Annotated in this window: 14 protein-coding genes; 8 read left to right on the forward strand and 6 right to left on the reverse strand. The window is 67.1% G+C overall.

Features of this window, described 5'->3' with window-relative positions; all coding sequences use genetic code 11:
• The first annotated feature begins 27 nt into the window (after window positions 1-27).
• The 4 genes from HF680_RS07695 to HF680_RS07710 are packed head-to-tail and all read left to right on the forward strand — an operon-like array spanning window position 28 to window position 3,187.
• Window positions 28-867 (forward strand): aminotransferase class IV, encoded by an 840-nt coding sequence (locus tag HF680_RS07695; protein WP_185224637.1) that lies wholly within the window; start codon window positions 28-30, stop codon window positions 865-867.
• Between the two features lie 53 nt (window positions 868-920).
• Window positions 921-1,406 (forward strand): pantetheine-phosphate adenylyltransferase, encoded by a 486-nt coding sequence (gene coaD, locus HF680_RS07700; RefSeq protein ID WP_185224638.1) that lies wholly within the window; start codon window positions 921-923, stop codon window positions 1,404-1,406.
• Between the two features lie 13 nt (window positions 1,407-1,419).
• A complete protein-coding gene (locus HF680_RS07705) occupies window positions 1,420-2,283 on the forward strand; it encodes a peptidylprolyl isomerase (RefSeq protein ID WP_185224639.1) in 864 nt (287 codons plus the stop codon).
• A 25-nt stretch (window positions 2,284-2,308) separates the two neighbouring features.
• The gene (locus HF680_RS07710; RefSeq protein WP_205196140.1) at window positions 2,309-3,187 is read left to right on the forward strand and encodes a peptidylprolyl isomerase; all 879 of its coding nucleotides are present in this window, start codon (window positions 2,309-2,311) and stop codon (window positions 3,185-3,187) included.
• On the opposite strand, the gene HF680_RS07715 is transcribed toward HF680_RS07710, so the two are convergent.
• Window positions 3,188-4,288 (reverse strand): Ppx/GppA phosphatase family protein, encoded by a 1,101-nt coding sequence (locus HF680_RS07715; RefSeq protein WP_185224640.1) that lies wholly within the window; start codon window positions 4,286-4,288, stop codon window positions 3,188-3,190.
• A 145-nt stretch (window positions 4,289-4,433) separates the two neighbouring features.
• Here HF680_RS07715 and hspQ point away from each other — a divergent pair, with 145 nt between their 5' ends.
• A complete protein-coding gene (hspQ, locus tag HF680_RS07720; protein WP_185224641.1) occupies window positions 4,434-4,742 on the forward strand; it encodes a heat shock protein HspQ in 309 nt (102 codons plus the stop codon).
• A gap of 55 nt (window positions 4,743-4,797) precedes the next feature.
• The gene (phhA, locus tag HF680_RS07725) at window positions 4,798-5,673 is read left to right on the forward strand and encodes a phenylalanine 4-monooxygenase (RefSeq protein WP_185224642.1); all 876 of its coding nucleotides are present in this window, start codon (window positions 4,798-4,800) and stop codon (window positions 5,671-5,673) included.
• A 6-nt stretch (window positions 5,674-5,679) separates the two neighbouring features.
• On the opposite strand, the gene HF680_RS07730 is transcribed toward phhA, so the two are convergent.
• Genes HF680_RS07730 through HF680_RS07750 form a run of 5 tightly spaced genes read right to left on the reverse strand, consistent with a single transcriptional unit; the run spans window position 5,680 to window position 11,979 of the window.
• Window positions 5,680-6,966 carry an MFS transporter gene (locus HF680_RS07730; protein WP_185224643.1) on the reverse strand — a complete coding sequence of 429 codons (1,287 nt, stop codon included), beginning with the start codon at window positions 6,964-6,966 and terminating at the stop codon, window positions 5,680-5,682.
• Between the two features lie 7 nt (window positions 6,967-6,973).
• Window positions 6,974-8,311, reverse strand: coding sequence for an N-succinylarginine dihydrolase (gene astB, locus HF680_RS07735; RefSeq protein ID WP_045810195.1), 1,338 nt, complete (start codon window positions 8,309-8,311; stop codon window positions 6,974-6,976).
• Entirely contained in the window at window positions 8,308-9,723 is a 1,416-nt protein-coding gene (gene astD / locus HF680_RS07740; protein ID WP_045810194.1) for a succinylglutamate-semialdehyde dehydrogenase, read from the reverse strand. Before astD ends, astB begins: the two co-directional genes overlap by 4 nt.
• A complete protein-coding gene (locus HF680_RS07745; RefSeq protein WP_045810193.1) occupies window positions 9,720-10,727 on the reverse strand; it encodes an arginine N-succinyltransferase in 1,008 nt (335 codons plus the stop codon). Before HF680_RS07745 ends, astD begins: the two co-directional genes overlap by 4 nt.
• Window position 10,728: 1 nt before the next feature.
• Window positions 10,729-11,979 (reverse strand): hydrolase, encoded by a 1,251-nt coding sequence (locus HF680_RS07750; protein ID WP_045810487.1) that lies wholly within the window; start codon window positions 11,977-11,979, stop codon window positions 10,729-10,731.
• Between the two features lie 97 nt (window positions 11,980-12,076).
• Between HF680_RS07750 and HF680_RS07755 the strand changes: the two genes are divergently transcribed.
• Both HF680_RS07755 and arsC read left to right on the forward strand, forming a co-directional pair.
• The gene (locus HF680_RS07755) at window positions 12,077-12,619 is read left to right on the forward strand and encodes a hypothetical protein (protein WP_045810192.1); all 543 of its coding nucleotides are present in this window, start codon (window positions 12,077-12,079) and stop codon (window positions 12,617-12,619) included.
• Complete coding sequence (gene arsC / locus HF680_RS07760) at window positions 12,619-12,960, forward strand: arsenate reductase (glutaredoxin) (protein WP_045810191.1); 342 nt, start codon at window positions 12,619-12,621, stop codon at window positions 12,958-12,960. Before HF680_RS07755 ends, arsC begins: the two co-directional genes overlap by 1 nt.
• Window positions 12,961-13,289 lie beyond the last annotated feature (329 nt).

Here is a 13,289-nt window from a genome sequence, read left to right on the forward strand (position 1 = left end):
CCGCCAAGCGGGCATGGGGAGGGTCGTTTGAGCGCGACGATTCTGATCGACGGCCTTCCCGCCACGCCTGATGATCTGGCCCACCAAGCCTTGGTCAACTACGGCGCCTACACCTCCTTCCGCGTCGAGAACGGCGCCGCGCGCGGCCTCGATCTCCACCTGGCCCGTCTGGAGCAGGCCGCCGTCGAACTGTTCGGCGAAAGCCCGGGCGAGGTTGAGTTTCGGCGTCTGATGGCGCTGGCCGTCGCCGGCCGTGAGGCCTGCTGGCTGCGCGTCAGCCTGTTCTCGCCCGAGATCGGCCATCGCAACCCGACCTACGTCGGCCGACCGAAGGTGATGACCAGCGTCTCCCCTGCGCCGCCGCCGCTGGCGACCCAAGTGCGGGTTACCGCCATGCCCTATGAGCGCGAGGCGCCGCATCTGAAGCATCTCGCCACCTTCGGCTTGATACGCGCCCGCCGCGCCGCGCGCGCCGCCGGGTTTGACGACGCCCTGTTTGTCGATGGGGCGGGGCGGGTCGCCGAGGGCACGCTGTGGAACATCGGCTTTGTCCAGGGCGACCGGATCGTCTGGCCCCAGGCCCCAATGCTGGCCGGCGTGACTCAGACCTTGATAAAGCGCGGGTTGCCCCAGGTCGGGCTGACCAGTGAAACGCGGCCGATCCGTCTCGACGCGATCAACGCCTTTGACGCCGCGTTTCTGTGCAACAGCGCCACGCCCGTCTGTCCGATCATCGCCATCGATGACGTCTCGTTCGCCAATGACCCGGCCCTGCTCGCCAAGGTCGAAGCGGCCTGGACCGCCCAGGCGCCCCAACGCATCGCGGATCATGACGATGACGAAGGCGTCAGCCGGCTAGGCCGCTGATTTCGCACCTGCTAAACGACGCTGACGCCACGCGACAGGCCGGGGAGACACGCATGCGCATCGGACTTTATCCGGGCACCTTCGACCCGGTGACGAACGGGCATACCGACATCATCAAGCGTGCGCTGAAGCTGGTGGACCGGCTGGTCATCGGCGTCGCCCAGAACGACGACAAGGGGCCGCTGTTCTCCACCGCCGAACGGGTCGAGATGCTGAAGGCCGAGATGGCGCCCCTCGTCGGCGACATCGTGGTCCAGCCGTTTTCGACCCTGCTGATGCATTTCGCCGAAGAGCTGGACGCCAGCGTCATCATCCGGGGTCTGCGCGCCGTCGCCGACTTTGAATACGAGTTCCAGATGACGGCCATGAACCAGCGCCTCAATCAGGACATCGAGACCGTATTCCTGATGGCCGATCCGCGCCATCAGGCGATCGCCTCGCGGCTCGTCAAGGAGATCGCCCGACTGGACGGCGCGATCGACAGTTTCGTCAGCCCCGCCATCGCCGAGCGCGTGCGGGCCAAGGTCAAGAACGGTTAGGGTAGACAAGACCATGCGTAAGGCCATCATCGCAGCGACCGTCGCCGCTCTTCTCGCGGCTGGCGCGGCCCAGGCGCCGGCTGTGGCGCAAACGGCGCCGGCGGCGTCCGACTGGCGCGCCATCGCGCCGGAAAACCTGTTGGTTATCGATACGTCGAAGGGCCGGGTGCTGGTCGAACTGATCCCCGTCGCCGCGCCCAATCATGCGGAACGCATCCGCACCTTGGCTAACCAGGGCTTCTACGACGGTCTGAAGTTCCACCGCGTCATCCCTGATTTCATGGCGCAAACCGGCGACCCAAAGGGCACGGGCGAGGGCGGCAGCGAGCTGCCGGACCTGAAGGCCGAGTTCAGCTTCCGTCGTGGACGCGACGCCGGCTTTGTCGCCGTGCCCAGCGTCGGCGCGGGCGTGCGCGGCCTGGTCGGCGATCTGCCGGTCCAGACCCAACCCGACGCCCAAATGATGGTCACCGCCGACTTCAAGGTCGACGCCCACGGCCTGTTCTGTCCCGGCGTGCTGGGCATGGCCCGTTCGGGTTCGCCCGACAGCGCCAACAGCCAGTTCTTCCTGATGATGGGCGCGCGCGAACAGCTGGACGGCATCTACACCGCCTTCGGACGCGTGGTGTCCGGCCTGGACGTGGTCGGCAAGCTGAAGAAGGGTTCGGACGCCGAGGACGGCAAGGTGACCGATCCCGACGTCATGACCCGTGTCCGCATGGCCTCGGCCCTGCCCGAAGCCGAACGTCCGACGGTGCGCGTGCTGAACGCCGGCAGCGCCGCCTTCGCCGAACGGATCGCCACGGCGCGCGCCGCGCGCGGCGCGGCCTTCAGCGTCTGTGACATTCAGCCGGTCGCCGAAGTGACGGGCGGCTGACGCATTTGCAAAGGGGGAGGGGACGATGACGATAATACGAACGATGGCGATGGCGGCGGCCGTGCTGGCCGCGACGGCGGGCGCCGCCCTGGCGCAGGACGCGACCGCCGTTCCCGCGCCCCCGCCGCCGCCCGGCGAATGGCGCACGATCGCGCCTGACAACCTGCTGGTCATCGACACCAACAAGGGGCGGGTTCTGGTCGAACTGGCGCCCCAGATCGCGCCCGCCCATGTCGAACGCATCAAGCTGCTGGCGTCGCGCGGCTTCTTCGACAACCTGGTCTGGCACCGGGTGATCGACTGGTTCATGGCCCAGACCGGCGATCCGCTGGGCACGGGCGAGGGCCAGAGCTGGTACCCCGACCTGAAGGCCGAGTTCACCTTCCGCCGTGGCGCGGACATGGCCTTCACCCCGGTCGCGGCCCCGGTCGGCGCCCTGGTCGGCTTCGTCGATTCCATCCCGGTCCAGACCCAGCCCGACGCCCTGATGTCCGGCACCAGCGACAAGAAGGTCCACGGTTGGGCGCTATATTGCCCGGGCGTCGCGGGTATGGCGCGTGACGAAGGTAACGACACCGCCAACAGCCAGTTCTTCCTGATGCGTCAGGCCTATCCGGCGCTGGACAAGCGCTACACCGTCTGGGGTCGGGTCGTGTCCGGTCTGGATGTCGTGCGATCGCTGAAGGCTAGCGACACGCCGGACGGTCTGGTCCAGGGACCGGATCAGATGACTTGCGTTCGCGTGGCATCGGATCTGCCCACAGCCGAGCGTCCGACGGCGGCCGTCCTGAACACCAACTCCGCCACATTCCAGACCCTGGCGCAGCAGGCGCGTCAGGCGCGTGGCGCGGATTTCTCGGTGTGCGATATCGAACTGCCGGTGCGCGTCACGCCCGCCGCCTGATCAGGCGGCGGAGGCCGGCCGCCATCGTCCGCGCCGCCGACGCCGTCCCCTCGGCGGCTTCTTGTCTTCGCGCATCCTTTGCAGCAGCAGGCCTTCGCGCAGGCCGCGATCCGCGACCCGCACGCGTTCCGACGGCCAGGCCCGTTGGACAGCTTCCAGGATCGCAGCGCCCGCAAGCACCAAGTCCGCCCGATCGGGACCGATGCAGGCCTCGCGCGCCCGGCCGTCCGGCCCCAGCGCCTTCAGCCGATCCGCCGCCGCCTCGCAGTCGGCGCGCGTCATCCACAAGCCATCGACGCGGTCGCGATTGTAGCGTGGCAGATTCAGGTGAATGCCCGCCAGGCTGGTGATCGCGCCCGAGGTGCCGACCAGATGCGCCCGGTTCTGCCGGAACAGGTCCAGCATCGGTTCGTCGACGATCCCGCCCGCTGCGATGGCCGCGCCCATGTCGGCGACCATGGCCTCGTACCAGGCCTCGCCGGAGTTCGACGGCTCGGGATGCCGCTCGGCCAGGGTCACGACCCCCACTGGCGCCGACATCCAGGCGGTGGTCGTCCAGTCGGTGCCGCTGCGCTTCAGCCACGACATCTCGGTTGAGCCGCCGCCGACATCGATGACCAGCACGGCCTCGGCCTTCGGGTCGATCAGATTCAGGCATCCCTCGACCGCCAGACGCGCTTCTTCGGCGGGATCAATGATCCGCAAGCGCACCCCCGTGCCCTTGCGCACACGGTCGATGAAGTCGGCGCCGTTCTCGGCCGCCCGGCAGGCTTGGGTGGCGACGGCGCTCAATCGCGCAGAATCGACGCCCTTGCGCACGATCCGCTCGGCGCACAGGGCCAGGGCGTCATAGGCCCGGTCCATGGCGCGCGGGTCCAGAAGGCCCGTCCGAGACAGCCCTTCGCCCAGCCGCACGATGCGGCTGAAGCTGTCGACCACGCGAAAGCCTTCGCGTGACGGCCGCGCGATCAGCAGCCGGCAATTGTTGGTCCCCAGATCGAGCGCGCCATACAGCGGCGCATCTCGACCCGACGCATCCCTCGAACGGGAAGGCTGGGACCGCTCGTCGCGCCGTCGAGGCGCGCCGTGGGTCTCCGGCATGGGCCGTCATCCGTTGTGGGCGGTCCAAAGCGGCGCCCGTCCTGATCAGCCTAACCCGTCAAGATCGTCCGCGCCAAGCCATTCTGTCAGGAAGATGAACAGCCCTGTCGGCATTGGGGTCATGCGCTGAATCGTATGAAGTGCGATGACCCGCATTCAGACCGCACGTTTCGCTATCGGCCAGATTGTCCGCCACCGCGACGACGCCTTTCGTGGCGTCGTGATGGATGTCGATCACGCCTATGAGGGACCGGCCGGTGAATGCGGCCTGGTCAGACCGGACCAGCCCTTCTACCGCGTCTTCGCCTTGGGCGAGGATGGCGGCTTCGTCGCCTACGCCGCCGAGGGCGCTCTTGAAGACGGCGATACTGTCCTGCTGCCCGACGACGCCGAGCGGTGGTTCACCACCGACGGCATGGGCCACCACGCCCCGCTGGACGAACGTCTGCACTGACGATTGGAAGCCGTGGCGGCTCCGGGCTAGGATGGCGGCAAAAGAGGAATACGCCATGTCCGACTTCGAACACGTCTTCGAAAAGCCGCCCGAGGGCGCGGCCGCCGACTGGACCATTCTGCAGAACTGGGCCGCCTACACCGAGGTCGAGCACCAGACCTGGGACACGCTTTACGCCCGGCAGATGAAGATCCTGCCCGGTCGCGCCTGCGACGCCTTTATGCGGGGACTGGACGCACTGGATCTGAACGCCGGCGGCATTCCCGACTTCGACGTGATCAATCCCAAGCTTCAGGCCCTGACAGGCTGGACAGTCGTCTGCGTGCCGGGTCTGGTTCCGGACGAGGTCTTCTTCGACCATCTGGCCAATCGCCGCTTCGTCTCGGGCCAGTTTATCCGCAAGCCGGACCAACTGGATTACCTGCAGGAACCCGACATCTTCCACGACGTCTTCGGTCACGTGCCGATGCTCACCGACCCCGATTTCGCCGCCTATATGGAGGCCTATGGCAAGGGCGGGCAGCGGGCGGCCAGCCTGGGCATGCTGCCGAACCTGGCGCGCCTGTACTGGTATACGGTGGAGTTCGGCCTGATGACGGAGGTGGACGGCCTTCGCATCTACGGCGCCGGCATCGTCTCCTCGGCGACCGAGAGCGTCTTTGCTCTGGACGATCCGTCGCCCAACCGCCTGGGGTTCGACCTGGAGCGGGTGATGCGCACCCTGTACCGGATCGACGATTTCCAGCAGGTCTATTTCGTCATCGACAGCCTGGAAGCCCTGAAGGACGAGACGCTCAAGGACTTCGGGCCGGTCTATGCGGCGCTGAAAGGCAAGGACGACCTCGCCATCGAAACCGTCCTGCCGACCGACCAGGTGTTCACCCGCGGCACCCAGGCCTACGCCCAGCGCGGCGGGCGGTTCGCGGCCTGATCGGCGTCAGGTGTGCGTGATCAGGCTGTTGTGCTTGGTGTCGCGCATACGGATGAAGGTCAGCAGCGACAGTCCGATCATGCCGGTCACGTACCAGAAGAAGACGCTCTCGACGCCCGCGCCCTTAAGCCAGAGCGCCACGTATTCCGCCGTGCCTCCGAACACCGCATTGGCGATGGCGTAAGGCAGAGCGACGCCGAGGGCGCGGATGTGGGCGGGGAACAGCTCCGCCTTCACCACCGCATTGATCGCGGTGTAGCCCGACACGATCACCAGACCGGCCAGCGCCAAAAGGAAGGCGACGAAAGGGCTCTCGACCGTCGATAGGGTCGTCATGATCGGCACGGTGCACAACACCCCCAGTACGCCGAAAGCGATCATCACGGGACGCCGTCCCACCCTGTCCGAAAGCGCGCCGACCGCCGGCTGAAGCAGCATGAAGACGAACAGGGCCGCCGCGCTGATTTCGGTCGCCGTGTTCTTGGAAAACCCGCTCGTATTGACCAGGAACTTCTGCAGATAGGTCGTGTAGGTGTAGAAGGCCAAGGTGCCGCCGGCCGTCAGGCCCAGCACCATGAACGCCTCTTTCGGGTGTTTCAGGATCAGCTGCACGGCGCTGGATTTCGGGGCGTCCTTGGCCTCGGTCGCCTTATGGGTCTCGTCCAGACGGCGACGCAGCCAGAAGACGACGACCGCCAGGCCCGCGCCGACGAAGAAGGGAATGCGCCAGCCCCACGAGGCCAGCGCCGTCTCACTCAACGTATTTTGCAACACGATCAACAGCAGCAGGGCGATCAACTGACCCGAGATCAGGGTGACGTACTGGAAGCTGGACCAGAAGCCTCGGCGATGCGGCTCGGCCATTTCGGACAGATAGGTGGCGCTGGATCCGTATTCTCCGCCGACGCTGAGGCCCTGCAACAGCCGCGCGAACAGCAGCAGCGCCGGCGCCGCCAGTCCGATGGTGGCATAGCCGGGTGTCACGCCGATGATCAGCGAACCCGTGCACATCAGGGTCACCGAGAGGGTCAACCCCGCCTTACGACCTTTGCGGTCGGCATAGACGCCCATGACCCATGCCCCGATGGGCCGCATCAAGAAGCCCACCGCAAACACGGCGGCGGCGCTCAGCAGTTGCGCCGTCGGGTCTTCGCTGGGAAAGAAGACGGGCGCGAAATACAGGGTGAAAGCCGCATAGGCGTACCAGTCGAACCACTCCACCAGATTGCCGGCCGATCCGCCGACGATATTTCTCAATCGGCGGGCGGGGCTCATGGGTGCTGCGGTCGTCATGGCCGGATCAGCCTCTCTGGAAGGGGTAGAAGTCGGTTCCGAGGTTCAGGATCGTCGTCAGTTCGTCCAGCGCGCTGCGGCTTTCCGTGAGCAGGTCAGGGTCGGCCAGATCGCCGGGGCGCAGTTCGTCCCGGTACCAGCGCCCGGCCCAATCCGACAGACGCGCATGCAGGTCGTCCGTCAGGCGCATGGCCGGGTTGGTCGCCGCCAACTCGGCCTCGGTCAGCACGACACGCAGCCGCAGGCAGGCCGGTCCGCCGCCGTTGCGCATCGATTGGCGCACATCGACATACTGCACCCGGCCGATCGGACCGTTGGAGGCGGCCAGCGCTTGCGCCACTGCATGGCTGCGCGGGTTGTCGCGGGTCTCGGTCGGACAGATCAGGGTCAGGCGATCCTCGCCCGGCGCCTGGATCAGCATGGAGTTGAACAGATAGCTCGAAATCGCATCGGCCAGCGGCAGGTCGGCGGACGAGACCTCGACGAAGATCGGCTCGAACAGACCATCGGCCGCGCGGCGAATGGCGGCCTGGGTTGCGGCCGTGTCCTCGAACGCCAGATCGTGGAAGAACAGGGTGTCCAGCGCCCCGACGCAGACCACGTCGTTATGGAAGGTGCCGCCGGCGATGGCGGCGCGGGATTGCTGGGCCAGCACCGGCCGTCCGGCTTCGTGGCGGCGCACGATGGCTTCCGACGCTTCGCGTGTCTGGCGGGCGGGGAAGGGGCCGTCCCAAGGCTCGAACGCCTCGCGACCCCAGACCAGCAGATTGACGCCGCGGCCGCCATGTTCGGCGCACAGGCGAACGTGGTTTGCGGCGCCTTCGTCGGCCAGATGCGCGACCGCGGGCAGGGCATCATGGACGGCGAACCGGCTGGCGTCAGGAAACAGGGCGTCCAGCGCGCGCTTCGTTTGCCGGTGCTCCAGGCTGCGGTGCAGATTGGTGTGCAGATTGGCCGGCGTGAAATGCACCCGGCCGTCGGCGGCGTCGGCGCTGGGCGTCACGGTCGCGGCGTTGGCGGCCCACATGGGCGAGGCCGAACAGGCGGCGGCGGCGAACGAGGGCGCGCTCCGCCAGGCCCGCTCCAGCACCTGGGCGTCCGATCCAGCAAAGCCCAGGGTCCGCAGGAAGGGAATGTTCGGCCGCTCATGCGGCGGCAGGACGAACTGGGGCAGGCCTAGGTCCGCCAGGGTCTTCATCTTGTCGAGGCCCTGAAGCACGGCCGCGCGCGGGTTGGACGCCTCGCCCTTGTTCAGGCTGGACGCCAGATTGCCCGGCGATAGGCCCGCGTAGGAATGGGTCGGTCCGATCAGACCGTCGGCGTTGGCCTCGACAGCGCTGATCATCGCAATCCCTTGATCTCGCCTTCGATGTTGGCGACCGCATCCGCCTCGAAACTGGCGACCGGATAGGCGCAATAGTCGGCGGCGTAATAGGCGCTGGGCCGGTGGTTGCCGCTGGCCCCCAGGCCGCCGAACGGCATGTCGCCGGCGGCGCCCGTCGTCGGCCGGTTGAAGTTGACCACGCCGGCGCGGATGCGGCGGATGAAGTGGTCCCAGTTTTTCGGATCATCGCTGACCAGACCGGCGGACAGGCCGTAGCGGGTCGCATTCGCCGCCTGGATCGCCGCGTCGAACGACCCGACGCGGGTCACCGACAGGAAGGGGGCGAACATCTCTTCGTCCGGCACGTCGATCCCGGTCACGTCGATGATGGCCGGCTTGACGAAGGCGCCCGGAAGGTTGGCGACCGGCCCCGAGGCGCGGATGACCTTGGCCCCCATGTCGATCCGTTCCTGCAACGCCTTCAGCGCCGCTTCGGCCGCATGCGCCGAGATCAGCGGGCCGGCATAGGGTTCGGGATCGCTGTCCCACGGGGCGAAGATCAGCCTGTCGGACAGGGCGGCGATGGCTTCGATGATCGCATCCCCCTGCGGGCCTTCCGGCACGATCAGGCGACGCGCGCACGAGCAGCGCTGGCCGGTGGTGATGAAGGCGGATTGAACCGCGATGCCCGCGACGGCTTCGGCGTCGGCCGCGTCCCACACGACCAGCGGGTTATTGCCGCCCAGCTCCAGCGCCAGGATGACATGCGGATCGTCGGCGAACTTCCTGCGGAAATGCGCGCCCGCCGCGCCCGAGCCGGTGAACATCAGGGCGTCGATGCCGGCGTCCAGCAGGGCCGCGCCCGTCTCGCGCCCGCCTTGGACCACATTGACCACGCCGGTCGGCAGGTCGGCGGCGGCGAAGGCTTCGGTCATCACCTGACCGACCAGGGGCGTTTCTTCCGACGGCTTGAAGACGACGGTATCGCCGGCCAGCAGGGCCGGGACGATATGGCCGTTCGGCAGATGGCCGGGGAAGTTGAACGGGCCAAGCACCGCCGCGACGCCGTGCGGACGGTGCCGCAGGGTCGCGCGGCCAAACGCCGTGTCGCTGGTCCGTTCGCCGGTGCGCTCGTCATAGGCGCGGATCGAGATGTCCACCTTGCCGATCATGGCGGCGGCCTCGGTCTTGGTCTCCCACAGCGGCTTGCCGGTTTCGCGCGCGATGGCCTCGGCGATCTGGGGCGCGCGGTCTTTCAGGACGGCCTGATAGCGTTTGACGCCCTCAATCCGTTCGGCGCGCGGCGCATCGGCCCAGGCGGGGAAGGCGGTGCGGGCGGCGTCGACGGCGGCCTGAACCTGGGCCGGGCTGGCGGCATCGCCCTCCCAGTTGGTCGCTTCGGTGGCGGGATCGGTGGAGGTGAAACGGGTCATGATTTTACTCGCACAGAGTCTCCGCTGCGCACCTTGAGCGCGGCGGCGGTTTCGGCGGTCAGGCGAACGACGTCGCCATCGATGTCGGCCTTGGCGCGAACGGCGCGGAAGGCGGCGACGCTGTCGGTCGAGATAAGGGCCGGTAGTTCGGCCTCGACGCCCTCGACGATCTGAACCGTCAGGCGCCGGGCGTCGCGCACGGTCCGGATATTGTCGCGGCCGCAGGCGACGGTCGGACCGGCGTCGAAGATGTCGACCAGACCATTGGGCCTAAAGCCTTCGCTTTCCAGCAGGGCCATGGCCGGCACGCCTTGCGGATGGACCTTGCCGATCACCGCGCGCGCCGGTTCAGGCAGCAGTTCGACATAGATCGGGTGCCGCGGCGCCAGGTCCAGGATGAACTGCTTGTCCGTCGAGCCGGTCATCCGGTCGGCGTGGTCGAACTCCATCGGAAAGAATTTGTGCGCCACATGGTCCCAGAACGGGCAGGCGCCGTCGGGCGTGAAGACGCCACGCAACTCGGCCAGCACATTGTCGGCGAACAGCTCGGGCTGGGCGCCGATCAGCATGTATCGCGACTGGCTGAGCAGACGGCCCGCGCCGCCCTTTCGCCGATCCGCCTTCAGGAACAGCGAACCGACCTCGGTCCAGCCCGTGCATTCGTTGACCAGAACCAACGTCTGGTGGTCCAGCTTCACCCCCAGCGAGGGCGACTGGACGGTGTTGTTGACGACGCGGAACGAGAAGAAGGGTCGTTTGAGTCCCACCGTCGCCTTGACCGAGCCGACGCCGTCGATGTCGCCCGTGTCGCCGTCTTCCAGCATCAGGGTGTACCAGGCCTCTTGCCACGGCACGCGACCTTCGAAGCTCGCCTGGCTTAGCTCCAGACGATCGGCCAGCGCATCAGGGTCTTCAGGCAGGCTGGTGAAGCCGGGGCCGGACAGGATGGCCAGTTCCAGGAGATGATCGAGATCGGCTGGGCCGGCGGGACGGACGACGAGCATTCTACAGAGTTTCCATCCGCAGGGATTTCAGTTTGGCCGCATCGATTTCGCCCGATGCGATCTTGCACAGGATCAGGGCGCTCAGCTGGGCGCGCTCGACGAAGCTGTCGGGCCAGGCGAACTCCTGATCCGAATGGATGTCGCCGCCCCGCACCCCAAGCGTGTCGATGTTCGGCAGGCCGGCGGCGTGCAGATTGTTGCCCTCGCACACTCCGCCCGACGGTTTCCAGGCGATGGGCTGGCCCAGCAGGGCGCCCGCCTCCGCAACTGCCTCGAACAGGGCGGTCTGGGCGGCGTCCATCGGCTTGGGCGCACGGGTGAAGCCGCCGTGCAGATCCAGCGTCAGACCCTCGAACGGCGGCGTCGCGGCGATGGCCCGCACCGACGCGTCGATCCAGTCGGCCGCCGCCTTGTCCGGCACCCGGACGTTGAAGCGCACCACGGCGTTGTCGGCGACGACGTTCAGCGCGCCCCCGCCCGAAATCTTGGCGACATTGACGGTGACGCCCTCGTGCTGACCGTTCAGTCCGTGAAGGGCGGCGGCGATGATGGCGGCGCCGGCTACCGCATTGCGGCCTTCGTCGAAGGCGCGGCCGGCGTGAGCGGCGCGACCCGTCACGATCAGATGATAGTTGCCGCTGCCCTTGCGGGCGCCGGCCAGCGTGCCGTCCGCCAGCGCCGGCTCGTAGGTCAGGCCGACATGGCCGCGCGCGCCCAGTTCGGCCAGCAGCGGTGCGGACGCCGGCGAGCCGATTTCCTCATCGGGGCTCAGCAGCACCGTCCAGCCGACGCCGTGTCTGTCTGGATGGGTTTCGAACGCCTCCAGTGCGGCCAGCAGCACGCTGATCCCGCCCTTCATGTCGGCGACGCCCGGCCCGTTCAGGGCGCCGTCAGCCCGCGTGGTCACGGTCTGGAACCGGCTGTCGGCGGGGAAGACGGTGTCATAGTGGCCGGTCAGAACGACCTGGATCGGCGCATCCGGCCGGGCGGTGATCTTCAGCGCGTCGGCATGGGCCTCTGTCCGCACCGACCCGTCGTCGGCGACGGTGGTCGAGCCCTGCGTCGGGAGGCGTTCGACACGGGCGGGCAGGGCGCTCGCCGCTGCTTGCAGAACATCCAGCACAGCCTTCAGCCCGGCGGCGTTGCGGCTGCCGGAGTTGATGTTCGCCCAATCGATGGTGCGGCCGATGATCGTCTCGCGTCGCGCGGCGACGTGGTCGAGGACGGCCTGGTCCGAGGTCAGAATCCGCATCGGCCGGACCCTAGACGCCTCGACCTCAAAGGTGAAGGTCGGGGCCTGTAAGTCATCGCCGATCACCGCTAGGTTCCGGCGCGAACAGGGCCGCAAAATGACACGCAAGACGATCGACCTCTGGCTCCGCGCCATGAACCCGCTGAAGCTGCCGCGCGGCATGGCCGAGGCTCAGCGTTCGGCGCGCGCCATGGTGATCGGGCTGGTCATCGCCCTGATCGTCGGCCTGATCCCGACCTGGTGGATGCTCACCTCGGGCTGGTTCGAGACGGCGATGAGCGCGGAATACGCCAAGATGGGTCTGTCGGCGGATCAGGCTGCGATTCAACGCGAGTTCATGAAGGTCATGTGGCCATACTTGATCGCCTCGAGCGCCATCTTCTCCGTCCTGCTCTACAGCGTCTTGGCGGTGGTGCAGTGGCGCACGACGACGCGCGCCATACCGATCATCATGCTGGCGGTGATCGCTTACAGCGTAGTGGCCAATCTGGGGATGCGGCTGCTGGGGACCCTGCCGTCGCCGGATCTTCCGCTGTGGATCAACCTGACGACCTGGCCGGCCATGATCGTGTCGGGCGTGATCTATGTCGCGTCGCTGCAGGGCGCCATGCTGCTGCATCGTCTGAAGCAGGAGGCGTGATGTCGGTCGTCCTCTACCACAATCCGAAATGCAGCACGTCGCGCAACGCCCTCGCCCTGTTGCGCGAACAGGGCGTCGAGCCGACGGTGGTCCAATATCTGAAGACCGGATGGGACCGCGAGACGCTGCAGCGATTGGCGTCCAGAACCGGCTTCGGTTTGTCCGGCCTGCTGCGTAAAAAGGAGGCCGACGCCAAGGCGCTGCTGGACGCCGGCGCAGACGACGAAGCCATCCTGGCCGCAGCGATCGACCAGCCGATCCTGATCGAACGTCCGATCGTCGAAACCGACAAGGGCGCCGTGATCGGTCGCCCGGTCGAGCGGGTGCTGAAGATTCTTTAGCCGCCCGCTGACGGGTTGCGCCTCGCAGCCAGCGCATATGCAGAAGCAAACCTACGCCTTTTCCGTGGCTTGAAGGCTAGTATCGGCTTTCATCTAAGCGCGATGTCGAACGGGCTTATATTCGGCGCCCGGTCTTTGATGTCGCCAATGCTTGACCAGATGCCGTGTGTTTTGGGCCTTCAAAATTGCACTTCGTCGCACAGTGCAATTCGGTCCCGTCTTTTTCGTTATGAAAAACAACGGCGCGCTGGGAGAATTGCACGCCGTTGCACCATTTTCGCCGCGTGCAATTGGGCCGCCTAATCCGTTGCGCCTGAGGAAAGCCTGAT

Origin of the sequence: Brevundimonas huaxiensis (genome assembly GCF_014218725.1) — a bacterium.
In the GTDB taxonomy this organism is placed as follows: Bacteria; Pseudomonadota; Alphaproteobacteria; order Caulobacterales; family Caulobacteraceae; genus Brevundimonas; species Brevundimonas huaxiensis.

Bases quoted from the DNA above. Each gene is read 5' to 3' on its own strand.
- coaD (WP_185224638.1), top strand. From the start codon at position 921: ATGCGCATCGGACTTTATCCGGGCACCTTCGACCCGGTGACGAACGGG.
- HF680_RS07745 (WP_045810193.1), bottom strand. From the start codon at position 10,727: ATGCTCGTCGTCCGTCCCGCCGGCCCAGCCGATCTCGATCATCTCCTG.
- HF680_RS07730 (WP_185224643.1), bottom strand. From the start codon at position 6,966: ATGACGACCGCAGCACCCATGAGCCCCGCCCGCCGATTGAGAAATATC.
- HF680_RS07750 (WP_045810487.1), bottom strand. From the start codon at position 11,979: ATGCGGATTCTGACCTCGGACCAGGCCGTCCTCGACCACGTCGCCGCG.
- HF680_RS07715 (WP_185224640.1), bottom strand. From the start codon at position 4,288: ATGCCGGAGACCCACGGCGCGCCTCGACGGCGCGACGAGCGGTCCCAG.
- astD (WP_045810194.1), bottom strand. From the start codon at position 9,723: ATGACCCGTTTCACCTCCACCGATCCCGCCACCGAAGCGACCAACTGG.
- HF680_RS07755 (WP_045810192.1), top strand. From the start codon at position 12,077: ATGACACGCAAGACGATCGACCTCTGGCTCCGCGCCATGAACCCGCTG.
- arsC (WP_045810191.1), top strand. From the start codon at position 12,619: ATGTCGGTCGTCCTCTACCACAATCCGAAATGCAGCACGTCGCGCAAC.
- HF680_RS07710 (WP_205196140.1), top strand. From the start codon at position 2,309: ATGACGATAATACGAACGATGGCGATGGCGGCGGCCGTGCTGGCCGCG.
- phhA (WP_185224642.1), top strand. From the start codon at position 4,798: ATGTCCGACTTCGAACACGTCTTCGAAAAGCCGCCCGAGGGCGCGGCC.
- hspQ (WP_185224641.1), top strand. From the start codon at position 4,434: ATGACCCGCATTCAGACCGCACGTTTCGCTATCGGCCAGATTGTCCGC.
- astB (WP_045810195.1), bottom strand. From the start codon at position 8,311: ATGATCAGCGCTGTCGAGGCCAACGCCGACGGTCTGATCGGACCGACC.
- HF680_RS07705 (WP_185224639.1), top strand. From the start codon at position 1,420: ATGCGTAAGGCCATCATCGCAGCGACCGTCGCCGCTCTTCTCGCGGCT.